Here is a 24,109-nt window from a genome sequence, read left to right as displayed (position 1 = left end):
GGCGGACTCCACTCGAACAATAAAAGAAAACTATTGAATATTCATGATTGTTGGCGCACATCGACATGACCCTGTGCATAGGGGGATGTGCGAATTGCTATCTGCAATTTAATCCTGACCAGGATCCTGGGATCCCGATCGGGACCGCGGATCATAGCCTAAACTGAGCCAGAGATCTTCTGTTTCTCACAGATTCTTCCCGATTTATCCACAGGACGATCCGAAACCGGGTAAGTGTAAACGATCCTGGCACAAGTGCCCCACGATTTAGCCCGCATATTGGAAAAATTAATGAGCACAGACAATTTATTGCTTAAATGATCTAACGAAGATCCGGGACGATCCTTGCGCTTTGTCGACGAGCCCGTATAATCCTCGACCCGGCGCGTGATGCTCATCTTCCTGCGTCGTCCGTTGCTCATTTTCCACGCGAAAACGTGCGGAAATACGCGGGAAATAAGGAAAGAGAATTGACTCCGGAGTGTACAATTATTACAATCCGGCCTCTTTAATCACCCACGCTGAGGCGTTAGTCGTTCGAAATTCGTTCGGGTATACGCAAAAGTCAGTGAATTTATTCAAGTTTAGGTAGAAATCGCCATGAAACGCACTTTTCAACCGTCTGTACTGAAGCGCAACCGTTCTCACGGCTTCCGTGCTCGTATGGCTACTAAAAATGGTCGTCAGGTTCTGGCACGTCGTCGTGCTAAAGGCCGCGCTCGTCTGACCGTTTCCAAGTAATAAAGCTAACCCCTGAGTGGTTAAGCTAGCATTTCCCAGGGAGTTACGTTTGTTAACTCCCGCTCATTTCACTTTCGTCTTCCAGCAGCCACAACGGGCTGGCACGCCGCAAATCACCATCCTCGGCCGCCAAAATTCGCTGGGGCATCCCCGCATCGGTCTCACAGTCGCCAAGAAAAATGTTAAGCGAGCGCATGAACGCAATCGGATTAAACGTCTGACGCGTGAAAGCTTCCGTTTACGTCAGCACGAACTGCCTTCGATGGATTTCGTGGTGGTGGCTAAAAAGGGGGTTGCCGACCTCGATAACCGTGCTCTCTCGGAAGCGTTGGAAAAATTATGGCGCCGCCACTGTCGCCTGGCTCACGGGTCCTGATAGCCCTCATTCGGGTCTATCAACGCCTGATTAGTCCGCTACTCGGGCCACATTGCCGTTTCACACCAACGTGCTCAAGCTACGGAATTGAGGCATTGCGCAGGTTTGGAGTGATAAAAGGCAGTTGGTTGACGGTGAAACGCGTATTAAAATGCCACCCTTTACACCCCGGTGGAGACGACCCCGTCCCTCCAGGACCCTTTGATACCAGAGAACACTAACGATGGATTCGCAACGCAATCTTCTTATCATCGCTTTGTTGTTCGTGTCTTTCATGATCTGGCAGGCATGGGAGCAGGATAAAAATCCTCAACCCCAGCAGCAGACCACGCAGACCACGACCACCGCAGCGGGTAGCGCCGCCGACCAGGGCGTACCGGCCAGTGGCCAGGGGAAACAGATTACGGTTAAGACCGATGTGCTTGAGCTGACTATTAACACCCGTGGTGGTGATGTTGAGCAGGCGCTGCTGTTGACCTACCCGAAAGAGCTGAAGTCTAACGAACCGTTCCAGTTACTGGAAACCACGCCTGAGTTTATCTACCAGGCGCAGAGCGGCCTGACCGGTCGTGATGGCCCGGATAACCCGGCTAACGGTGCGCGTCCACTGTATAACGTCGAGAACGACACCTTTGTACTGGCTGATGGTCAGAACGAACTCGTTATCCCGATGACGTATACCGACGCTGCAGGCAACACCTTCACTAAAACCTTCACCCTGAAACGCGGTGAGTATGCGGTGAACGTGGGCTACACCGTACAGAACGCCAGTGCGAAACCACTGGAACTGTCGACCTTTGGCCAGCTGAAGCAGTCCATCAATCTGCCGTCTCACCGTGACACCGGAAGCAGCAACTTTGCGCTGCATACCTTCCGTGGCGCGGCGTACTCCACGCCTGACGCGAAGTATGAGAAATACAAATTCGACACCATTGCCGATAACGAAAACCTGAACGTCAGCGCTAAAGGCGGTTGGGTGGCAATGCTGCAGCAGTATTTCGCCACTGCATGGGTGCCTAATAACGACGGTACCAACAACTTCTACACCGCGAACCTGGGTAACGGTCTTGCAGCCATCGGCTACAAATCTCAGCCAGTTCTGGTTCAGCCGGGTCAAACCGGTAAAATGGCAAGCACCCTGTGGGTCGGCCCGGAAATCCAGGACAAAATGGCCGCCGTTGCGCCACACCTGGACCTGACCGTAGATTACGGTTGGTTGTGGTTCATCTCCCAGCCGCTGTTTAAGCTGCTGAAGTTCATCCACAGCTTCCTGGGTAACTGGGGCTTCTCCATCATCGTTATCACCTTCATCGTTCGTGGCATCATGTACCCGCTGACTAAAGCGCAGTACACCTCCATGGCGAAGATGCGCATGCTGCAGCCGAAGATTCAGGCCATGCGTGAGCGTCTGGGCGATGACAAACAGCGTCAGAGCCAGGAGATGATGGCCCTGTATAAAGCAGAGAAAGTAAACCCACTGGGTGGTTGCTTCCCACTGCTGATTCAGATGCCAATCTTCCTTGCGCTGTACTACATGCTGATGGGTTCCGTTGAGCTGCGCCATGCGCCGTTCGCGCTGTGGATCCATGACCTGTCTGCACAGGACCCGTACTACATCCTGCCGATCCTGATGGGCGTGACGATGTTCTTCATCCAGAAGATGTCGCCGACCACGGTAACCGACCCGATGCAGCAGAAGATCATGACCTTTATGCCGGTCATCTTCACCGTGTTCTTCCTGTGGTTCCCGTCAGGTCTGGTGCTGTACTATATCGTCAGCAACCTGGTGACCATCATCCAGCAGCAGCTGATTTACCGTGGTCTGGAAAAACGTGGCCTGCATAGCCGCGAAAAGAAAAAGTCCTGATTCGGTAAGTTAACGCTAAAATAAGGGCGGTCGATTGACCGCCTTTTTTATTTGTATTGAACGAGACCAACCATGAGCCATAACGACACTATCGTCGCCCAGGCAACCCCACCGGGACGCGGTGGTGTAGGCATTCTGCGTATCTCCGGCCTGAAGGCGCGCGAGGTCGCCGAAGCGGTACTGGGTAAACTGCCAAAACCCCGCTACGCTGATTACCTGCCGTTTAAAGATACCGACGGCACGCCGCTGGACCAGGGCATTGCGCTGTGGTTTCCTGGCCCAAACTCTTTTACCGGTGAAGACGTGCTGGAACTACAGGGTCACGGTGGCCCGGTTATCCTCGATTTGCTGTTAAAACGCATTCTGACCCTGCCTGGCCTGCGTATCGCAAAACCGGGTGAGTTTTCCGAGCGCGCGTTCCTGAACGACAAGCTCGACCTGGCGCAAGCCGAGGCAATTGCTGACCTGATCGACGCCAGTTCTGAACAGGCAGCCCGCTCCGCCCTGAACTCGCTGCAAGGGGCATTCTCCGCGCGCGTGAATCACCTTGTGGAAGCACTTACTCACCTCAGGATCTACGTCGAAGCCGCTATCGACTTCCCTGACGAAGAGATCGACTTCCTCTCTGACGGTAAAATCGAAGCCCAGCTCAACCAAGTGATGGCCGACCTCGACGCAGTGCGCGCCGAAGCGCGCCAGGGTAGCCTGCTGCGGGAAGGGATGAAGGTGGTGATCGCCGGGCGTCCTAATGCCGGGAAATCGAGCCTTTTGAACGCTCTGGCGGGCCGTGAAGCGGCGATCGTGACCGACATTGCCGGCACCACCCGCGACGTACTGCGCGAGCATATCCATATCGACGGTATGCCGCTGCATATCATTGATACCGCCGGTCTGCGCGATGCCAGCGACGAAGTCGAGCGCATCGGTATCGAACGCGCCTGGCAGGAGATCGAGCAGGCCGACCGCGTGCTGTTTATGGTGGATGGCACAACCACCGACGCTGTAGACCCGGCTGAGATCTGGCCAGACTTTATTGCCCGTCTGCCGGCGAAGCTGCCTATCACCGTGGTGCGAAATAAAGCAGACGTGACTGGCGAAACGCTGGGCATCAGCGATGTGAATGGTCACTCACTGATCCGCCTGTCGGCGCGTACCGGTGAAGGCGTTGACGACCTGCGTAACCATCTCAAGCAGAGCATGGGCTTTGACACCAGCATGGAAGGTGGCTTCCTGGCGCGTCGTCGTCACCTGCAGGCGCTGGAAGAGGCGGCACGCCATCTTGACCAGGGCAAAGCGCAGCTGATTGGTGCGTGGGCGGGTGAACTGCTGGCGGAAGAGCTGCGTCTGGCACAGCAGAATCTGAGTGAGATCACCGGGGAGTTTACGTCGGACGATCTGCTGGGAAGGATCTTCTCAAGCTTCTGTATTGGTAAGTAACACCCACGAAAACATGGTGATTTCCTTCCAGGAAATCACCTTTGTCCAAATGGCAACTCGCCTAATCCCTTCTCACCCCCTATCCTGCATGCCTGCATCTATGGGGGTTTTATGGCGCGTTTTCTGTTTTGTAGTTTCGCATTAGTTCTGCTTTATCCGTCTGGCATTGATATGTATCTGGTGGGATTACCGCACATCGCCCGCGATCTGGGTGCCAGTGAAGCTCAGCTGCACATCGCGTTTTCGGCCTACCTCGCGGGAATGGCGTCATCAATGGTGTTTGCCGGGAAGGTCGCAGATAAGGCTGGTCGTCAGCCCGTCGCCATAACGGGAGCCATCATCTTTGCGTTGGCTTCCGTGCTCTGTTCACTGGCGCAGGATAGTGCCCTGTTCCTGGCAGGCCGTTTTATCCAGGGCATCGGGGCGGGCGGCTGCTACGTGGTGGCTTTCGCAATTTTACGCGACACATTAAGCGCCCAACGCCGCGCCAAAGTGCTCTCTATGCTCAACGGCATCACCTGTATTATTCCGGTGTTGGCTCCGGTTGTTGGTTATCTGATCATGTTGAAATTCCCGTGGCAGAGCCTTTTCTGGACGATGGCAGCAATGGGGGGCTGGTCTTTGTGTTGTCCATTTCCGTGCTAAGAGAAACTCACCCAGGTTCGCAAAGTACGGCACACTCAGCAACGATTCACCCAGCAGAGAAGCTGCTTAACCGCTTTTTCCTCAGTCGTCTGGCCGTAACCACGTTAAGCGTGGCGGTGATCCTGACCTATGTAAACGTTTCCCCGGTTTTACTGATGGAGACCATGGGCTTCGATCGGGGTGAGTATTCAACAGTGATGGCATTAACCGCGATGGTCAGTATGGCCGTCTCGTTTTCCACCCCCTTTGCGCTAAATATTTTCAGCCAGCGCACGTTGATGCTGACCTCACAGGTGTTATTTCTTGCAGCAGGCGTGATTCTGGCAACCACCAGCTCACATGTGGTGATGCTGGTAGGCATTACCCTCATTTGCGCCGGATTCTCGGTTGGCTTTGGCGTGGCGATGAGCCAGGCGCTCGGCCCGTTCTCACTACGGGCAGGCGTGGCCAGCTCCGTGCTGGGTATCGCTCAGGTCTGTGGCTCGTCCCTGTGGATTTGGCTGGCAGCGGTAATCGGACTTAATGCGCTCAATATGCTGATCGGGATTCTGATTGGCTGTAGCATGGTCTGTATTACCTTACTTATGCTCATACAGCCCGCGGCAAATTATGAAGAAGCCCATCAGCAGTCTCGATCTTAACCTGTTGCTGTGCCTGCAGCTGTTGCTGCAGGAGCGCAGCGTCACCAAAGCGGCGAAGCGGATGAACGTGACGCCGTCTGCGGTGAGTAAATCACTGGCCAAGCTGCGCGACTGGTTCGACGACCCGCTGTTTGTCAAAACACCGTTAGGGTTACTGCCGACGCCACTGACGGTAAGCCTGGAGCAGGATCTGGCAGACTGGATGCAAATCGGCAACCAGATCCTCGATAAATTCCACCATGACGCGCCAGGCGGGCTGACGTTCGTGCTGGCCGCCGAAACGCCGTTGATGCTGATCCGCTTTAACGCCCTGCTGGAGCAGGTGAACCAGCGCTATCCGCAGGCTACGGTGAAGATACGTCACTGGGATTACGACTCTCTGGACGCCATTACGCGTGGGGAAGTGGATCTTGGTTTCACCGGTCGCGAAACACATCCACGTTCCCGCGAACTGCTGAAGCTGTTGCCGTGGTTTATCGACTACGAAATCCTGTTTAGTGACCGTCCGTGCGTCTATCTGCGTGAGGATCACCCGGCACTTCAGGAAGAGTGGAACCTGGAGACCTTCCTGCGCTACCCGCATATCAGTATCTTCTGGGAGCGCAGCGACACCTGGGCGCTTGATGAGGTGCTAAAGGAGATGGGACGTGAGCGTAATATCGCCATGTGCCTGCCGGGTTTCGAACAGGCGATGTTTATGGCGGCGCAGCCCGGCCATAATTATATCGCTACGGCTCCCCACTACTGCCACCACTACAATGAACTCCACCAGCGGAAGCTGATCGCGCTTCCTATTCCGATTGACGAAGCGCAGGCTGAAAAGTTGACCGTCCCCTTCACCCTGATCTGGCATAAACGGAACAGCCATAATCCGAAAATTCTCTGGTTGAGAGAGACTATTAAGGCGTTGTACGGTGGCAGCGATCCAATTTTTACCTAAGAAAATGTAAAGTTCGGTCCTCAGGCTTCTCTTACTCCCATTTACTGATTAAAACAGGAGTGAAGTTAAGCGATAATCATGTAACCGTTTAACCGATTACGACCATTATCAAGGAGCGAAAAATGGCAACGCACTTTGCAAGAGGGATACTTACAGAAGGACGCCTCGTATCGGCACGAATTTCTTCAGCCTGTCACAGTGAAGCACGCAAACTCCCGGAACACCGCAGGACGCGTTTTTTAGCGTCCAGAGCGCTTCTCGCAGAGCTGTTGTTTATGTTGTACGGCACCAGTGAACTGCCGGATATCATCACCCAACCTGAAGGCCGCCCGGTTTTTGCTAACCCGGATCTCCCCCGTTTTTCCATTGCCTATACGGGCAATATCATTGGGGTAGCACTCACCACCGAAGGGAATTGTGGGCTGGATATGGAACTTCAGCGCGCAACCCGGGGCATCCACGGCGCGAACCCACACGATGATTACCCGCTCTCCAGCAATGAAAAGCTGTGGGTGCGTAACCAGAACGATCCCAACGAGGCCAGAGCTCAGCTCATCACCCTACGCCAGAGCATTCGAAAGCTCTGTGGATGCGCCTCAGACGACGCCAGTATGCTGCAGCTGCTGCCAGGTTCCGGACGTCTTCGAGCCACCCAAGCTACGCTGGTAGAAGCGCTCAGTGACGCAGAGGATGTCCTCATTTGGTCCATTGCGGTTACCCCCGCTATCGAACGCATGAAAATCTGGGAATTTGACAGTCAACAGGGATGGCGTAGCCTTCCTGATGTGCCCGAACGCGCCAACGAGCCCGCCGCACGCCTGATGCGTTTAACCAGTTTACCGGCAGAAAAAGCATACACTCTTAGCTGATCCATTCAGGGTCATCATGATGAAACAGGAGTAATCATGTCTGATACGTTAAAAGTCGTTACGTTACTGGGAAGCCTGCGCAAAGGTTCATTTAATGGGATGGTTGCCCGCACGCTGCCACAGCTGGCACCGGCAGGTATGGAGATTAGTGCCCTTCCATCTATTGGTGACATCCCGCTCTATGATGCAGATGTCCAGCAGGAAGAAGGGTTCCCGCAGAGCGTTGAGGCGCTGGCGGCGCAAATCCGTCAGGCCGATGGTGTGGTTATTGTCACACCAGAGTATAACTACTCCGTCCCTGGCGGTCTGAAAAACGCCATTGACTGGTTATCCCGCCTCCCTGAGCAGCCTCTTTCAGGTAAACCCGTGCTGATCCAGACCAGTTCTATGGGTGCCATTGGCGGCGCGCGCTGCCAGTATCACCTGCGCCAGATTCTGGTGTTCCTGGATGCGATGGTGATGAACAAGCCGGAGTTTATGGGCGGAGTCATTCAGAACAAGGTCGACCCGCAGACGGGTGAAGTGGTGGATCAGAGCACGCGTGACCATCTGTCTGGTCAGCTGACTGCGTTTGGCGATTATATTAAGCGGGTGAAGGCTTAAGCTTATTGCGGCCTGATGCCCTCACCCTAGCCCTCTCCCACAGGGAGAGGGTACAAATATGTTTATTTGGCGTCAATAAACACAATCTTCAGCACAAACAGCAGCGCGACAACGATGACGCATGGGCTGAGGTCGCGGAAGCGACCCGTACCGATCTTCATTACGCAGTAAGAGATAAAGCCCAGCGCGATACCTTCGGTAATCGAGAAGCTGAACGGCATCATCACGGCGGTAATAAACGCTGGCACCGCTTCGGTTAAGTCATCCCACTTCACGCGTGACAGGCTGGAGGTCATCAGCACACCTACGTAGATCAGCGCGCCGGCTGCCGCATACGGTGGAACCATTCCCGCCAGCGGCGAAAGGAAGATCACCAGCAGGAACAGGATACCCACCACGACCGCCGTCAGACCAGTACGGCCTCCCACAGAAACACCGGAAGAGGATTCAATATAAGCGGTAACAGAAGAGGTACCGATAAAGGAGCCCGCAACAGACGAGATGCTGTCAACGAACAGCGCCTGCTTCATGCGTGGGAACTTCCCTTTCTCATCGGCCAGACCTGCTTTGTCGGTCACGCCAATCAGGGTACCGGAGGAGTCGAACAGGTTGACCAGCATAAAGGAGAAAATTACGCCCGCCAGACCCAGGTTCAGGGAACCCGCCAAATCAACATGACCAATAACGGTGGAAACACTCGGTGGCGCAGAAACGATACCGTTGTAGTGAACGTCACCCAGCAGCCAGCCCAGCAGCGTGGTCACCACGATGGATACCAGCACCGCCGCATGAATATTGCGGGAAGCCAGGATCGCGATGATAAAGAAGCCCAGCACGCCCAGCAGCACGTTGTGAGAGGTCAGGTGACCGATGCTTACCAGCGTATCCGGGTTAGCCACGATAACGCCGGCGTTTTTCAGCCCCATCATACCGATGAACAGACCAATACCGCTGGTAATGCCCACGCGCAGGCTCACAGGAATGTTGGCAATCATCCAGTAACGTACGCGGAAAATAGTGAGCAACAGCAGACCAATAGCGCCCCAGAAGATAGCGCCCATGCCCACTTGCCACGGCAGGCCCATCGCCTGAACGACCACGAACGCAAAGAATGCGTTCAGACCCATCGCCGGTGCCAGTGCAACCGGCAGGTTAGCGAACACGCCCATCAGGATGCTGCCAAGAGCCGCGATCAGACAGGTGGTCACGAAGACGGCGCTGGTATCCATGCCAGCAACGCCCAGAATTTGTGGGTTAACAAAAACGATATAGACCATCGTCAGGAAGGTGGTGAAACCGGCGATCACTTCGGTGCGTGCCGTTGTGCCGTGCTCGCGCAGTTTAAACACGCGCTCAAGCAGACCCTGACCAGATGCCTGGGTAGTGTGTTGTTGACTCATCATCAATTTCCGAACAAGGAGGGAAAATTCGTCGCTATCCTATACCAAAATGCGACAATAAGGGCGGTTGTAGGGTACTTTTTTTCATTGAATTTGCTTATACGGCAACGATTGCGTGTCGTAAAACCACATCACGTAAACGTTAAACTTGTTAAAAGGGAAAGACATGTCCGGAATTGAGGCGGTATTTTTCGACTGCGACGGTACGCTTGTCGACAGTGAGGTCATTTGTTCCCGTGCGTATGTCGCCATGTTCCAGGAATTTGGTATTACGCTCGATCTCGAAGAGGTGTTCAAACGCTTTAAGGGCGTAAAACTGTACGAGATTATCGACATCATTAACGACGAGCACGGTGTGGATCTGGCAAAAGGGGATCTCGAGCCGGTTTACCGCGCCGAGGTCGCACGCCTGTTTGATTCCGAACTGGAGGTCATCGCCGGGGCGAATACGCTTCTGGATGCGATGACGGTGCCAATCTGTGTGGTCTCTAATGGTCCGGTCAGCAAAATGCAGCACTCGCTGGGGAAACTGGAGATGTTGCATCATTTCCCGGAAAAACTGTTCAGCGGCTACGATATTCAACGCTGGAAGCCCGATCCGGCGCTGATGTTCCATGCGGCCAACGCAATGAACGTTAACGTAGAAAACTGCATTCTGGTGGATGACTCGTCTGCGGGCGCGCAGTCAGGGATTGATGCGGGAATGGAAGTGTTTTACTTCTGCGCCGATCCGCACAACAAACCGATCGATCATCCAAAAGTGACGACCTTTACCGATCTGGCGCAGTTGCCAGTACTGTGGAAGGCGCGTGGGTGGGATATTACGCGTTAAGTTAACGTAGGGCGGGTAAGCGCTAGCGCCACCCGCCTCAGGTATTACTCTTTCGGATCTTTACCCGCCAGCAGCTTATCCAGTTCATCGCCGCCCACGTGACGGAAGTCCTGACCCTTCACGAAGTAGAAGATGTATTCGCAAATATTCTGGCAGCGGTCACCGATACGCTCAATGGAGCGCGCGCAGAACAGGGCAGTCAGTACGCTTGGGATCGTACGTGAATCTTCCATCATGTAGGTCATCAGCTGACGCACGATGCCTTCGTATTCCTGGTCGACTTTCTTGTCTTCACGGTAAATACGTACTGCTTCGTCCAGATCCATACGCGCAAAGGCATCCAGCACGTCATGCAGCATCTGCACGGTGTGGCGACCCAGCGACTCCAGGCTCACCAGCAGTGGCTGGTGCTGCTGAGAGAATTTCTCCAGCGCGGTGCGGCAGATTTTATCCGCCACGTCTCCAATACGTTCCAGCTCGGCGATGGTTTTGATAATCGCCATCACCAGGCGCAGGTCGCTCGCTGTTGGCTGACGCTTGGCGATAATTCGAACGCAAGCTTCATCAATAGCGACTTCCATCATGTTGACGTTTTTGTCGCCTTCAATGACGCGCTTCGCCAGCTCGCTGTCCTGGTTGTGCATTGCCGTGATCGCATCGGAAAGCTGCTGCTCAACCATGCCACCCATGGTCATGACCTGCGTGCGAATGCTTTCCAGCTCTGCGTTGAACTGGCCTGAAATGTGTTTATTAAGATTAAGGTTGTCCATGGTTCACTCCAAATCAACCGTAGCGGCCAGTAATATAATCTTCAGTTTGCTTTTTAGCGGGTCTGGTGAACAGCGCATCCGTATCGCTGAACTCAATCAACTCGCCCAGGTACATAAACGCCGTGTAATCGGAACAACGTGCAGCCTGCTGCATGTTGTGGGTCACGATAACCACGGTGTAATCCTGCTTCAGTTCGGTGATCAGCTCTTCAATACGACCGGTTGAGATTGGGTCCAGCGCAGAACACGGTTCATCCAGCAGCAACACTTCCGGGCGAATGGCGATACCGCGCGCAATGCACAGACGCTGCTGCTGACCACCGGAGAGAGAGTACCCGCTCTGGTGCAACTTATCTTTGGTTTCGTTCCATAATGCGGCCTTGGTCAAAGCCCACTGCACACGCTCGTCCATATCGGCACGAGAGAGCTTTTCAAACAGGCGAACACCAAACGCAATGTTGTCATAAATGGACATCGGGAACGGCGTGGGTTTCTGGAACACCATCCCCACTTTGGCACGCAGCAGGGCGATATCCTGAGCCTGGGTCAGAATGTTTTCGCCGTCCAGGATGATTTCACCTTCAGCGCGCTGCTCCGGATAGAGCGAATACATCTTGTTAAAGGTACGCAGCAGCGTGGATTTACCACAGCCAGACGGACCGATGAATGCCGTAACCTGGTTCTTCGCGATATCCAGGTTGATATTCTTCAGGGCATGGAATTTGCCGTAGTAGAAGTTCAAATCACGAACCTGAATCTTACCCGGGGCAGTATCAACCATACTCATTGACTCATTTCCTCATTCGGCGCCGCGAGCTGCCGCGCCGTAAAAAATTAACCGTGTTTCTTCTTCGCGAAAATGACGCGCGCCAGAATGTTCAGCAACAGTACGCAAAGGGTAATGATCAGCACCCCGGCCCAGGCCAGCTGCTGCCATTCCGCGAATGGGCTCATCGCAAATTTAAAGATCGTCACCGGCAGGTTAGCGATCGGCTGCATCATGTCCGTGCTCCAGAACTGGTTGGAGAGAGAGGTAAACAGCAGCGGAGCCGTTTCACCCGCAATACGCGCAACCGCCAGCAGAATACCGGTCATGATCCCGGACACAGACGCTTTCAGCGTAATCGCAGAGATCATCTTCCATTTCGGCGTGCCCAGTGCATAAGCCGCTTCACGCAGGCTGTCCGGCACCAGTTTCAGCATGTTCTCGGTAGTACGAATGACGATAGGCACCTGCAGCAGCGCCAGCGCAATCACACCCGCCCAGCCGGAGAAGTGTTCCATCTGTGCCACCACGACGGTGTAAACAAACAGACCCACCACGATAGACGGGGCTGAAAGCAGGATGTCATTGATGAAGCGAATAACTTCCGCGAGCCAGGATTTACGGCCATATTCCGCCAGGTAGATCCCCGCCATAATGCCCAGCGGCGTACCAAATACCGTTGCCCACAGGATCAGCAACCCGCTGCCCGCCAGGGCATTCGCCAGACCACCACCCGCCGTATTTGGCGGTGGCGTCATTTCGGTAAATAGCGCCAGCGACATCCCGTCAATCCCGCGCACAACCGTCGAGAAGAGGATCCAGACCAGCCAGAACAGGCCAAATGCCATGGTTCCCATTGAGAGCGTCAGCGCGATACGGTTTTTAAAACGGCGTCGGGCCTGCATTTTGCGGCGGGATTCCGCCAGTTCAGCGGTAGCTTGCATTTCGAGAGTTGCCATTAGCGTGCCCCCTCATTTTTAGCGAGGCGCATAATCATCAGCTTGGAGATCGCCAGAACAATGAAGGTGATCACGAACAGAATCAGACCCAGCTCCATCAACGCCGCGACGTGCAGACCGGATTCCGCCTCAGCAAATTCATTCGCCAGTGCAGAGGTAATACTGTTACCCGGCATGAAGAGTGATGCGCTGTCGAGCTGGTAGGTGTTACCGATGATAAAGGTCACCGCCATGGTCTCACCCAGCGCACGTCCCAGACCCAGCATCACGCCGCCAATCACCCCATTTTTGGTGAACGGAAGGACAATGCGCCAGATAACTTCCCAGGTGGTACAGCCGATACCGTAGGCCGACTCTTTCATCATCACCGGCGTTTGTTCGAAGACATCGCGCATGACCGCCGCAATGTACGGAATAATCATGATGGCGAGGATCACACCAGCCGCCAGAATACCGATACCGAAAGCAGGGCCAGAGAACAGGGCACCCACAAACGGGATGGCAGAAAGTACATTACCCACGGGTTCCTGGAAGTACGTTGCGAACAGCGGCGCAAAGATAAACAGGCCCCACATGCCGTAAACGATACTCGGAATGGCCGCCAGCAGCTCGATGGCAATACCCAGTGGGCGACGCAGCCAGCCCGGTGCCAGTTCCGTCAGGAACAGGGCAATACCAAAACTGACGGGAACCGCGATTAGCAGGGCGATGAACGAGGTCACCAGCGTGCCGTAAATCGGCACCAGCGCACCGTAGATATCGTTCGGCGCGTCCCACTCTTTGGTCCACAGGAAGGAGAAACCGAATTTCTGGATGCTCGGCCAGGAGGAGAAAATCAGAGACACGATAATGCCGCCCAGCAGCAATAGCACAATCAGCGCAGCCAGTTTTACCAGCGCGCTGAAAATCATGTCACCTTTTTTACCCGGAGGGTTAAATGCAGGCTTGGTTGCAGCCATAAATCACTCTTCTGTTAAACGCGTTTACGAAATCGGCGGGTAAGCGCAAGCGCCACCCGCCATTTTCGTCAGAATGCTAAATTAATACAATGCTTTACCGCTGCTGTCTTTTACGTTGGTTTTCCATGCAGCACGAATCTGCTCAACCACGTTTTCTGGCAGGGTAGCGTAATCCAGTGCATTAGCCTGTTTGCCGCCGTTTTTGTACGCCCAGTCGAAGAACTTCAGCACTTCGGCGCCCTGCTCAGGTTTCTTCTGCTCTTTGTGAACCAGGATGAAGGTGGTAGAGGTGATTGGCCATGCACCTTCGCCTTTCTGGTTAGTCAGATCCTGAGCGAAAGATTTGCTCCAGTCAGCGCCTTTTGCCGCGTTGGCAAAGTTCTCTTCGGTCGGGCTGACAGGTTTACCATCAGCAGAAACCAGTTTGGTGTAGGACAGATTGTTCTGTTTAGCGTAGGCGTATTCTACGTAACCGATAGAGCCCGGCAGACGCTGTACGAAAGCGGCGATGCCGTCGTTGCCTTTACCACCCAGACCGGTTGGCCAGTTAACGGTAGAGCCAGAACCGACTTTAGATTTCCACTCTTCGTTCACTTTCGCCAGATAGCTGGTGAACACGAAAGAGGTACCAGAACCATCAGCGCGGCGAACCACAGCGATGTTCTGAGATGGCAGTTTCAGGCCAGGGTTGAGTTTGGCAATCGCCTCGTCATCCCATTTTTTGATTTTACCCAGGTAGATGTCACCCAGGGTTTTGCCGTCCAGCACCAGTTCACCAGACTTCACGCCCGGCAGGTTGATGGCCAGAACCACACCGCCGATCACGGTCGGGAACTGGAACAGACCTTCCTGAGCCAGTTTGTCATCAGACAGCGGAGCGTCTGATGCGCCGAAATCAACGGTATTAGCGGTAATTTGTTTAACGCCACCGGAGGAGCCGATACCCTGATAGTTAACCTTGTTACCGGTTTCTTTCTGGTAGGTATCCGCCCATTTGGCATACACCGGCGCAGGGAAGGTTGCACCAGCGCCAGTCAGGCTTGCTTCTGCAAATACAGAGAACGCGCTCAGAGATAAGGTCGCGGCGACAACAGTTGCGACAGTGGTACGCATAACTTTCATAATGTCTCCTGCAAGATTTTCGTAAATCGTTGTTTAGTGGCTACGATGAGCAAAATAGGACAAACAGGTGACAGATAAATGTACGAATTATGACAGTTTTATGACAATGGAAATTTCACTTAAAAACCAGCAGAAGAAAGCTTAATTTTCATCGTGTTAGCCACTTTTATGACAAGACGTTTTCAGAAATATTTTCTTTATGTGACACTGAAAAAAGTAGCTGAAGATGACAGATTGTCATAAATAAAAACGCAAAAGAGTTGATTAAAAACAAGCCAGGCGGGATAGAAAAGCTCCACCCGAAGGTGGAGCCTGAAGGGATTATTCTACGGTGACAGACTTCGCCAGGTTACGCGGCTGGTCAACGTCGGTGCCTTTGATCAGCGCAACATGATAAGCCAGCAACTGCAGCGGAACGGTGTAGAAGATCGGCGCAATCACCTCTTCCACATGCGGCATCTCGATGATGTGCATGTTGTCATTGCTGACAAAACCGGCATCTTTGTCGGCGAAGACGTACAGAACACCACCGCGGGCGCGCACTTCTTCAATGTTAGATTTCAGTTTTTCCAGCAGTTCGTTGTTAGGAGCCACAACGATGACCGGCATATCGGCGTCAATCAGCGCCAGTGGGCCGTGTTTCAGCTCGCCTGCCGCATAGGCTTCCGCGTGAATGTAGGAGATCTCTTTCAGCTTCAGCGCGCCTTCCAGCGCAATCGGATACTGATCGCCACGGCCAAGGAACAGCGCGTGGTGTTTGTCAGAGAAATCTTCCGCCAGCGCTTCAATGCGTTTGTCCTGAGACAGCATCTGCTCAATGCGGCTCGGCAGTGCCTGCAGGCCATGAACGATGTCATGCTCAACAGAGGCATCTTCGCCTTTCAGACGCGCCAGTTTCGCCACCAGCATCAACAGAACGGTCAGTTGAGTGGTAAACGCTTTAGTGGAGGCCACGCCAATTTCGGTACCCGCTTTGGTCATCAGCGCCAGATCGGATTCACGCACCAGCGATGAGCCAGGGACGTTACAGATGGCCAGAGAGCCAAGGTAGCCCAGCTCTTTAGACAAACGCAGCGCCGCCAGCGTATCCGCCGTTTCACCAGACTGGGAAAGGGTGATCATCAGGCTGTTACGACGCACAGCGGATTTGCGATAGCGGAATTCAGACGCGATTTCCACATCGCACGGCACGCCCGCCAGGGATTCAAACCAGTAGCGAGAAACCATACCGGAGTTGTAGGAGGTACCGCAGGCCACGATCTGAATATGCTCAACCTTGCTGAGCAGTTCGTTCGCGTTTGCACCCAACTCGCTCAGATCCACCTCACCGTGGCTGATGCGCCCGGTAAGAGTGTTTTTGATGGCGTTTGGCTGCTCGTAAATCTCTTTCTGCATGTAGTGACGGTAAGCGCCTTTGTCGCCCGCGTCGTACTGCAGGTTAGATTCGATCTCCTGGCGTTTCACCTGCTCGCCTTTGGTATCGAATACGGTCACGCTGCGACGAGTCACTTCCGCAATATCACCCTCTTCCAGGAAGATAAAGCGACGGGTAACTGGCAGGAGCGCAAGCTGGTCAGAGGCGATAAAGTTTTCACCCATGCCCAGACCGATAACCATCGGGCTACCGGAACGTGCGGCCAGCAGCGTGGACGGATCGCGTGAGTCCATGATCACCGTGCCGTATGCACCGCGCAGCTGAGGGATAGCACGCAGAACTGCGTCACGCAGTGTACCGCCCTGCTCCAGCTCCCAGTGCACCAGGTGAGCAATCACTTCGGTGTCAGTTTCAGAGACGAAGGTATAGCCGCGCGCTTTCAGTTCTTCGCGCAGCGGTTCGTGGTTTTCGATAATGCCGTTGTGCACGACCACGATGTGTTCAGACACATGCGGGTGCGCGTTGCCTTCAGACGGTTCGCCGTGCGTCGCCCAGCGGGTGTGCGCAATACCGGTACCACCATGCAGCGGATGTTCTTCCGCAGCCTGGGCCAGCATCTGCACTTTACCGAGACGACGCAGACGGGTCATATGACCTTCTGCATCGACCACGGCCAGACCAGCAGAGTCATAGCCACGGTATTCCAGACGACGTAAACCTTCGAGAAGGATTTCAGCAATATCACGCTGCGCAACTGCGCCAACAATTCCACACATAGTTTTAGATTCCGAATTTAGGCATAACGCCTGCGTTGTCGCTGACCTGTATTTGCCCTTTCCGGGCGCCCCGAGCCTTGTAGAGAGTGGGGTTATTTTTATGGGTACTGCTTGTGGGGGGAGGATTATGTTATCCCCTCACCCCGGCCCTCTCCCCAAAGGGGCGAGGGTAAATCTGTTACTTTTTCTTCACCGGGCGTTTCCAGCCCTGCTTGTGCACCTGTGGCACACGACTTAATACCAGCTCGTTATCGGCGATATCGCGCGTAACGGTTGTCCCGGCGGCAATCGTTACCCCGTTGCCCACGGTAACCGGTGCCACCAGCTGTGTATCGGAACCGACAAACACATCATCACCGATAATGGTTTTAAACTTGTTGGCACCGTCATAGTTGCAGGTGATTGTGCCTGCACCAATATTGACGTTATCGCCAATTTCCGCATCGCCCAGATAGGTCAAATGACCGGCTTTAGAGCCTTTACCCAGACGCGCTTTTTTCATCTCAACGAAGTTGCCCACGTGAGCCCCTTCCATCAGCTCAGCGCCCGGGCGCAGACGCGCAAACGGTCCAATGGTGCACGCCGCTTCAAGATGCGCATCTTCCACCACGCTGTAAGGGCTGATTTCGCAATCGTCACCGATGACGCTGTTTTTGATCACGCAGCCAGCGCCAATTTTGACGCGATTGCCCAGAGTGACTTTGCCTTCAAAGATAACGTTAGTATCAATTTCAACGTCACGACCGTGAGACAGGGAACCACGCAGATCGAAACGCGCCGGATCGCGCAGCATCACGCCTGCCAGCAGCAGTTTTTCGGCCTGTTCAGACTGATAAACTCGCTCCAGACGGGAAAGCTGAAGGCGGTTATTCACCCCTTCGGTTTCGCTAATGCGTGCCGGATGTACCGCCGCAATCTCACGTCCTTCCTGATATGCCATCGCAATGATGTCGGTGATGTAGTATTCACCCTGCGCATTGTTGTTGTTGAGCTTCGACAACCAGCGCTTCATATCCGCGCCATTGGCAATCAGGATACCGGTGTTGATCTCCTGAATCTGGCGCTGTTCGTCGCTGGCGTCTTTATGTTCAACAATCCCCGTTACGTTGCCGTTTTCACGGGTGATGCGGCCATAACCGGTTGGATCATCCAGCACGACGGTTAACAAACCGATGCCGCCCTGCGGTTTGGCTTCACGCAGGCGAGTTAGTGTTTCAACGGAGATCAGCGGAACATCGCCGTAGAGCATCAGAATATCTTCGTCATCGGCAAAGAACGGTGCTGCCTGCTGCATCGCGTGACCTGTACCCAGTTGCTCAGCCTGAAGCACCCAGTTGAGCTTGTCATCGCTCAGCGTCTTTTTAAGCAGATCGCCACCGTGGCCGTAGACCAGATGAACCTGACGGGCACCCAGTTCATTTGCTGCATCAATGACATGCTGCACCATCGGCTTTCCTGCCAGCGTGTGAAGCACTTTAGGCAGATCGGAATACATGCGGGTACCTTTGCCAGCGGCAAGGATCACCACGCTCATCGCACTGTTTGACATACGCATCCTGACGGTAGTTTGAGTGAGAAGTAAAAACGTTTGATGCCTAAAATTCTACATCTTTTTCATCATGAATTAAGGCCGAAAAAAAAAGCCAGCCTGGAACCCAGACTGGCTTTTGTGCTTTTCAAGCCGGTGTTACATCGCTTTTTTGGTCAACTCGATAACGCGCAGTTTCGCGATCGCTTTGGCCAGCTCCGCAGACGCCTGAGCGTAATCCACGTCACCATGAGAGCTGCTAATGTGCTCTTCAGCCTTACGCTTCGATTCCAGGGCTCGCGCTTCGTCGAGATCCTGGCCACGAATAGCGGTATCGGCCAGAACGGTCACACTGCCAGGCTGCACTTCAAGAATGCCGCCGGACAGATAGATAAACTCTTCGTGACCGAACTGTTTAACGATGCGGATCATACCAGGCTTAATGGCGGTGAGCAGCGGTGCGTGACCCGGGAAAATACCCAGCTCACCTTCACTACCCGTTACCTGGATTTTCTCGACCAGACCAGAGAACATTTGTTGCTCTGCGCTGACGACGTCCAGGTGGTAAGTCATTGCCATATCACCCTCCGATTAAGGCGTTAAAGTTTTTTGGCTTTTTCCACTGCTTCTTCGATGGAACCAACCATGTAGAACGCCTGCTCTGGCAGGTGATCGTATTCGCCTTCCATGATGCCTTTAAAGCCACGGATGGTGTCTTTCAGGGAAACGTATTTACCTGGAGAACCGGTGAATACTTCCGCAACGAAGAACGGCTGGGACAGGAAGCGCTGGATCTTACGCGCACGTGCTACCACCAGTTTGTCTTCTTCAGACAGTTCATCCATACCCAGGATGGCGATGATGTCTTTCAGTTCCTGGTAACGTTGCAGCAGGGACTGTACGCCACGCGCGGTGTCGTAGTGTTCCTGACCAACAACCAGTGGATCCAGCTGACGGCTGGTGGAGTCCAGCGGGTCAACGGCTGGGTAGATACCCAGAGACGCGATCTGACGGCTCAGTACCACGGTTGCATCAAGGTGCGCAAAGGTGGTTGCTGGTGATGGGTCAGTCAAGTCATCCGCAGGTACGTATACCGCCTGAACGGAGGTGATAGAACCGGTTTTGGTAGAGGTGATACGTTCCTGAAGAACACCCATCTCTTCCGCCAGAGTCGGCTGATAACCTACCGCTGAAGGCATACGACCCAGCAGTGCAGATACTTCCGTACCGGCCAGGGTGTAACGGTAGATGTTATCGACAAACAGCAGAACATCACGGCCTTCGTCACGGAATTTCTCAGCCATAGTCAGACCGGTCAGCGCAACGCGCAGACGGTTTCCTGGTGGCTCGTTCATCTGGCCGTAAACCAGGGATACTTTGTCCAGAACGTTGGAGTCGGTCATTTCGTGGTAGAAGTCGTTACCTTCACGAGTACGTTCACCTACGCCCGCAAATACGGAGTAACCGGAGTGCTCGATCGCGATGTTACGGATCAGCTCCATCATGTTTACGGTTTTACCTACACCCGCACCACCGAACAGACCAACTTTACCGCCCTTCGCAAATGGACACATCAGGTCGATAACTTTGATGCCGGTTTCCAGCAGTTCCTGAGAGCTGGACAGCTCTTCGTAGGAAGGTGCCGCGCGGTGGATAGCCCAACGCTCTTCTTCACCGATGTCGCCTTTCATGTCGATTGGTTGACCCAATACGTTCATGATACGACCCAGAGTTGCTTTACCTACCGGGACTTCGATCGGATGCTCAAGGTCTTTAACTTCCAGACCACGACGCAGACCGTCGGAAGAACCCATCGCGATGGTACGCACGATACCGCCGCCGAGCTGCTGCTGAACTTCCAGCACCAGGCTCTCGTTACCATTCTGTACCTCAAGCGCGTCGTACACGCGTGGTACGGCGTCCTGAGGGAACTCGACGTCCACCACGGCGCCGATTACCTGGACAATCTTTCCAGTAGCCATCTTGAATCCTCTACGTAATTCGTAAACCTGGTTAAACCGCGGCGGCCCCCGAGACGATCTCGGTGAGTTCCTGAGTAATGCTGGCCTGACGAGCTTTGTTGTAAACCAACTGCAGCTCTTTAATCAGGCTGCCGCCATTATCGGTCGCGGCTTTCATCGCCACCATTCGTGCGGCCTGCTCGCTGGCCAGGTTTTCTACAACGCCCTGATAAACCTGAGATTCAACGTAACGACGCAGCAGGGTATCCAGCAGCGGTTTCGGATCGGGTTCATACAGGTAATCCCAGGCTTTGTGCTTCAGCTCATCATCTTCTGATGCCGGTAAAGGCAGCATCTGAGTGAGCGTTGGAACCTGAGACATGGTGTTAATGAATTTGTTGCTGACAACGTACAGTCTGTCCAGACGGCCTTCATCATAAGCCTGCAACATCACTTTAACCGGGCCGATCAGTTCGGACAGGGACGGGTTATCACCCATACCGGTCACCTGAGCGACAATATTGCCACCAACGGAGTTAAAGAAAGAGACGCCTTTAGAGCCGATCATTGCGATATCGCACTGAACGCCTTTTTCAGACCATGCTTTCATATCCGCCAGCAGTTTTTTGAACAGGTTAATGTTCAAGCCGCCACACAGACCACGGTCGGTCGACACCACCAGGTAGCCCACGCGCTTAACGTCGCGTTCTTCCAGGTAAGGGTGCTTATATTCCAGATTACCGTTTGCAAGGTGACCAATCACTTTGCGCATGGTTTCTGCATAAGGACGGCTGGCCGCCATGCGATCCTGCGATTTACGCATTTTGGAAGCGGCGACCATCTCCATCGCTTTAGTGATCTTTTGCGTGTTCTGGACGCTTGCGATCTTACTACGTATCTCTTTTGCGCCGGCCATGAGCTTCTCCTCAATGCCAGGCGGCTTGTCCTGAGACAAGCCGCCGGACGATTACCAGGATTGGGTTGCTTTGAAGGAATCGAGGATAGCTTTCAGCTTGCCTTCGATTTCGTCGTTATAGCCACCGGTCTGGTTGATCTCTTGCATCAGCGGAGCGTGATCACGGTCGACGTAAGCCAGCAGAGCGGCTTCGAAGCTACCGATTTTCGCCAGTTCCACATCTTCGAGGTAACCGCGTTCAGCCGCGAACAGTACCAGGCCCTGCTGAGCAACAGACATTGGTGCGTACTGTTTCTGCTTCAGCAGCTCGGTCACTTTCTGACCGTGGCTCAGCTGTTTACGGGTTGCTTCGTCCAGATCGGATGCGAACTGAGAGAACGCAGCCAGTTCACGATACTGTGCCAGCGCGGTACGGATACCACCGGACAGTTTCTTGATGATCTTGGTCTGAGCAGCACCACCAACACGGGATACGGAGATACCCGGGTTAACCGCCGGACGAATACCGGAGTTAAACAGGTTGGTTTCCAGGAAGATCTGACCATCGGTAATGGAAATTACGTTGGTCGGAACGAACGCAGAAACGTCACCCGCCTGGGTTTCAATGATCGGCAGTGCGGTCAGAGAGCCCGTTTTACCCTTCACTTCACCTTTGGTGAAGTTCTCGACGTATTCCGCGTTAACGCGGGAAGCACGCTCCAGCAGACGAGAGTGGAGGTAGAATACGTCGCCAGGGAACGCTTCACGTCCAGGTGGACGACGGAGCAGCAGGGAAACCTGACGATAAGCAACAGCCTGTTTAGACAGGTCATCGTATACGATCAGTGCATCTTCACCGCGGTCACGGAAGTATTCGCCCATTGCGCAACCCGCGTATGGCGCCAGGTATTGCAGTGCAGCAGATTCGGAAGCAGTTGCAACAACAACAATGGTGTTAGCCAGTGCGCCGTGCTCTTCCAGTTTACGAACCACGTTAGAAATGGTGGACGCTTTCTGGCCGATAGCCACGTACACGCATTTGATGCCGGAATCACGCTGGTTGATGATGGCGTCGATAGCCATCGCGGTTTTACCGGTCTGACGGTCACCGATGATCAGTTCACGCTGACCACGACCGATTGGGATCATGGCATCAACGGACTTATAACCTGTCTGAACAGGCTGATCTACGGACTGACGATCGATAACGCCTGGTGCGATAACTTCGATTGGGGAGAAGCCATCGTGCTCAACCGGACCTTTACCGTCGATTGGCGCACCCAGGGTGTTAACTACGCGACCCAGCAGGCCACGGCCAACCGGCACTTCCAGAATACGGCCAGTACACTTAACCTTCATGCCTTCGGCGAGGTCAGCGTATGGACCCATCACAACTGCACCTACGGAGTCGCGCTCCAGGTTCAGTGCGATAGCGTAACGGTTACCCGGCAGGGAAATCATCTCACCCTGCATACAATCGGCCAGGCCGTGAATGCGGATAACACCGTCACTTACAGAAACAATAGTACCTTCATTGTGAGCTTCGCTCACAACATTGAACTGAGCAATGCGCTGCTTGATCAGTTCGCTGATTTCGGTGGAATTCAGTTGCATGCTCCAGTCCCCTTAAGACTGCAAGACGTCTGCAAGGCGCTCAAGACGGCCGCGTACGCTGCCATCAATGACCATATCACCCGAACGGATGATTACGCCTGCCATTACAGACTTATCGATTTTGCAATTCAGCTTAACTTTGCGTGACAGACGTTTTTCCATCGCGGCGGTAATTTTCGCAAGCTGTTCATTACTCAGTTCAGTCGCAGAAGTTACTTCAACTTCAGCAGTAGCTTCACTAAGGGCACGTAAGTGCTCAAACTGCTCGAGAACATCCGGGAGCACACGGAGACGACCATTTTCTGCCATTACCTTAATCAGGTTCTGGCCGTTGGCATCCAGTTGCTCTCCGCACACGGCGATAAACGACGCGGCGAGAGTTTCAGGTGCTAACGCACCGGAAAGCAACTCGGCCATTTGTTCGTTTTTCGTCACCTCAGCGGCAAACGCCAGCATATTCTGCCAGCGATCGACATTTTGGTGTTCGATAGCAAAGTCAAAAGCTGCTTTGGCGTAGGGGCGAGCTACCGTAACAAATTCAGACATCAGCCCCTCCCTCCTTACAGTTCAGCGACAAGTTTGTCCACGATGTCGCTGTTAGCAGCTTCATCCACGGAACGTTCGATGATCTTCTCGGCGCCAGCAACAGCCAGAATCGCAACCTGCTTACGCAGTTCTTCACGAGCACGTTTACGCTCAGCTTCAATTTCAGCCTGAGCCTGTGTCACGATCTTAGTACGTTCCTGTTCTGCTTCAGCTTTGGCTTCGTCCAGGATCTGCGAACGGCGTTTGTTAGCCTGTTCGATGATAACCTGAGCTTCCGCTTTCGCTTTTTTCAGCTGGTCTGTCGCGTTGGCCTGTGCAAGGTCCAAATCTTTCTTAGCGCGTTCTGCAGAAGCCAGACCGTCAGCAATTTCTTTCTGACGTTTTTCGATGGCAGCCATTAATGGCGGCCATACATACTTCATGCAGAACCAGACAAAGAGAATAAACGCGATGGCCTGGCCGAGGATTGTTGCGTTCATGTTCACAG

General features: G+C 53.8%; 23 protein-coding genes and 1 pseudogene. 10 read left to right on the top strand and 14 right to left on the bottom strand.

Going from position 1 to position 24,109, the window contains the following annotated elements:
• The first annotated feature begins 600 nt into the window (after positions 1 to 600).
• The 9 genes and pseudogenes from rpmH to AAHF05_RS22440 all read left to right on the top strand — a co-directional run bounded on the left by rpmH (position 601) and on the right by AAHF05_RS22440 (position 8,119).
• Entirely contained in the window at positions 601 to 741 is a 141-nt protein-coding gene (rpmH, locus tag AAHF05_RS22480; protein WP_000831330.1) for a 50S ribosomal protein L34, read from the top strand.
• A 16-nt stretch (positions 742 to 757) separates the two neighbouring features.
• Positions 758 to 1,117 (top strand): ribonuclease P protein component, encoded by a 360-nt coding sequence (gene rnpA, locus AAHF05_RS22475; RefSeq protein ID WP_024907873.1) that lies wholly within the window; start codon positions 758 to 760, stop codon positions 1,115 to 1,117.
• On the top strand, positions 1,081 to 1,338 hold the full coding sequence (gene yidD / locus AAHF05_RS22470) for a membrane protein insertion efficiency factor YidD (protein ID WP_001307474.1): 258 nt from the start codon (positions 1,081 to 1,083) through the stop codon (positions 1,336 to 1,338). Before rnpA ends, yidD begins: the two co-directional genes overlap by 37 nt.
• Positions 1,339 to 1,340: 2 nt before the next feature.
• Positions 1,341 to 2,984, top strand: coding sequence for a membrane protein insertase YidC (gene yidC, locus AAHF05_RS22465; protein WP_028017778.1), 1,644 nt, complete (start codon positions 1,341 to 1,343; stop codon positions 2,982 to 2,984).
• A gap of 72 nt (positions 2,985 to 3,056) precedes the next feature.
• Positions 3,057 to 4,421: a tRNA uridine-5-carboxymethylaminomethyl(34) synthesis GTPase MnmE gene (gene mnmE, locus AAHF05_RS22460; RefSeq protein WP_028017777.1), complete on the top strand. Its 1,365-nt coding sequence runs from the start codon at positions 3,057 to 3,059 to the stop codon at positions 4,419 to 4,421.
• 111 nt (positions 4,422 to 4,532) lie between these two features.
• Positions 4,533 to 5,707 (top strand): annotated as a pseudogene (locus tag AAHF05_RS22455) (MFS transporter).
• Positions 5,676 to 6,647, top strand: coding sequence for an HTH-type transcriptional regulator YidZ (gene yidZ / locus AAHF05_RS22450; RefSeq protein WP_129324384.1), 972 nt, complete (start codon positions 5,676 to 5,678; stop codon positions 6,645 to 6,647). Before AAHF05_RS22455 ends, yidZ begins: the two are co-directional and overlap by 32 nt.
• A gap of 122 nt (positions 6,648 to 6,769) precedes the next feature.
• On the top strand, positions 6,770 to 7,516 hold the full coding sequence (locus tag AAHF05_RS22445; protein ID WP_028017774.1) for a 4'-phosphopantetheinyl transferase superfamily protein: 747 nt from the start codon (positions 6,770 to 6,772) through the stop codon (positions 7,514 to 7,516).
• Positions 7,517 to 7,552: 36 nt separating this feature from the next.
• Complete coding sequence (locus AAHF05_RS22440) at positions 7,553 to 8,119, top strand: NADPH-dependent FMN reductase (RefSeq protein ID WP_028017773.1); 567 nt, start codon at positions 7,553 to 7,555, stop codon at positions 8,117 to 8,119.
• A 62-nt stretch (positions 8,120 to 8,181) separates the two neighbouring features.
• Here the strand turns inward: AAHF05_RS22440 and adeP are convergent, their stop codons facing one another.
• On the bottom strand, positions 8,182 to 9,519 hold the full coding sequence (adeP, locus tag AAHF05_RS22435; RefSeq protein WP_028017772.1) for an adenine permease AdeP: 1,338 nt from the start codon (positions 9,517 to 9,519) through the stop codon (positions 8,182 to 8,184).
• 166 nt (positions 9,520 to 9,685) lie between these two features.
• Between adeP and yieH the strand changes: the two genes are divergently transcribed.
• A complete protein-coding gene (yieH, locus tag AAHF05_RS22430) occupies positions 9,686 to 10,351 on the top strand; it encodes a 6-phosphogluconate phosphatase (protein ID WP_129324385.1) in 666 nt (221 codons plus the stop codon).
• Between the two features lie 44 nt (positions 10,352 to 10,395).
• Here yieH and phoU read toward each other — a convergent pair whose 3' ends face one another.
• The 13 genes from phoU to atpF all read right to left on the bottom strand — a co-directional run bounded on the left by phoU (position 10,396) and on the right by atpF (position 24,107).
• Positions 10,396 to 11,121, bottom strand: coding sequence for a phosphate signaling complex protein PhoU (gene phoU, locus AAHF05_RS22425; protein ID WP_008500182.1), 726 nt, complete (start codon positions 11,119 to 11,121; stop codon positions 10,396 to 10,398).
• Positions 11,122 to 11,134: 13 nt separating this feature from the next.
• Complete coding sequence (gene pstB, locus AAHF05_RS22420; RefSeq protein ID WP_049007093.1) at positions 11,135 to 11,908, bottom strand: phosphate ABC transporter ATP-binding protein PstB; 774 nt, start codon at positions 11,906 to 11,908, stop codon at positions 11,135 to 11,137.
• Positions 11,909 to 11,955: 47 nt separating this feature from the next.
• Entirely contained in the window at positions 11,956 to 12,846 is an 891-nt protein-coding gene (pstA, locus tag AAHF05_RS22415) for a phosphate ABC transporter permease PstA (RefSeq protein ID WP_028017769.1), read from the bottom strand.
• On the bottom strand, positions 12,846 to 13,805 hold the full coding sequence (pstC, locus tag AAHF05_RS22410) for a phosphate ABC transporter permease PstC (protein ID WP_028017768.1): 960 nt from the start codon (positions 13,803 to 13,805) through the stop codon (positions 12,846 to 12,848). The genes pstA and pstC overlap by 1 nt, the downstream gene beginning before the upstream one ends.
• Positions 13,806 to 13,886: 81 nt before the next feature.
• Entirely contained in the window at positions 13,887 to 14,927 is a 1,041-nt protein-coding gene (gene pstS, locus AAHF05_RS22405) for a phosphate ABC transporter substrate-binding protein PstS (protein ID WP_028017767.1), read from the bottom strand.
• A gap of 321 nt (positions 14,928 to 15,248) precedes the next feature.
• A complete protein-coding gene (glmS, locus tag AAHF05_RS22400) occupies positions 15,249 to 17,078 on the bottom strand; it encodes a glutamine--fructose-6-phosphate transaminase (isomerizing) (protein WP_048990817.1) in 1,830 nt (609 codons plus the stop codon).
• A 178-nt stretch (positions 17,079 to 17,256) separates the two neighbouring features.
• Positions 17,257 to 18,627, bottom strand: coding sequence for a bifunctional UDP-N-acetylglucosamine diphosphorylase/glucosamine-1-phosphate N-acetyltransferase GlmU (gene glmU / locus AAHF05_RS22395; protein ID WP_049006041.1), 1,371 nt, complete (start codon positions 18,625 to 18,627; stop codon positions 17,257 to 17,259).
• 138 nt (positions 18,628 to 18,765) lie between these two features.
• A complete protein-coding gene (locus AAHF05_RS22390) occupies positions 18,766 to 19,185 on the bottom strand; it encodes a F0F1 ATP synthase subunit epsilon (protein WP_006177560.1) in 420 nt (139 codons plus the stop codon).
• A gap of 20 nt (positions 19,186 to 19,205) precedes the next feature.
• Positions 19,206 to 20,588 carry a F0F1 ATP synthase subunit beta gene (atpD, locus tag AAHF05_RS22385; RefSeq protein ID WP_003862362.1) on the bottom strand — a complete coding sequence of 461 codons (1,383 nt, stop codon included), beginning with the start codon at positions 20,586 to 20,588 and terminating at the stop codon, positions 19,206 to 19,208.
• Positions 20,589 to 20,619: 31 nt separating this feature from the next.
• Positions 20,620 to 21,483, bottom strand: a complete 864-nt coding sequence (gene atpG / locus AAHF05_RS22380; RefSeq protein ID WP_023333921.1) for a F0F1 ATP synthase subunit gamma — start codon at positions 21,481 to 21,483, stop codon at positions 20,620 to 20,622.
• A 51-nt stretch (positions 21,484 to 21,534) separates the two neighbouring features.
• On the bottom strand, positions 21,535 to 23,076 hold the full coding sequence (gene atpA, locus AAHF05_RS22375; protein ID WP_028017764.1) for a F0F1 ATP synthase subunit alpha: 1,542 nt from the start codon (positions 23,074 to 23,076) through the stop codon (positions 21,535 to 21,537).
• A 12-nt stretch (positions 23,077 to 23,088) separates the two neighbouring features.
• Entirely contained in the window at positions 23,089 to 23,622 is a 534-nt protein-coding gene (atpH, locus tag AAHF05_RS22370; protein ID WP_028017763.1) for a F0F1 ATP synthase subunit delta, read from the bottom strand.
• A 14-nt stretch (positions 23,623 to 23,636) separates the two neighbouring features.
• Positions 23,637 to 24,107, bottom strand: coding sequence for a F0F1 ATP synthase subunit B (gene atpF, locus AAHF05_RS22365; RefSeq protein WP_003862370.1), 471 nt, complete (start codon positions 24,105 to 24,107; stop codon positions 23,637 to 23,639).
• Positions 24,108 to 24,109 lie beyond the last annotated feature (2 nt).

The organism is Enterobacter adelaidei, assembly GCF_041937165.1.
Lineage (GTDB): Bacteria > Pseudomonadota > Gammaproteobacteria > Enterobacterales > Enterobacteriaceae > Enterobacter > Enterobacter adelaidei.
This window is presented reverse-complemented; position numbering and strand designations above follow the sequence as displayed.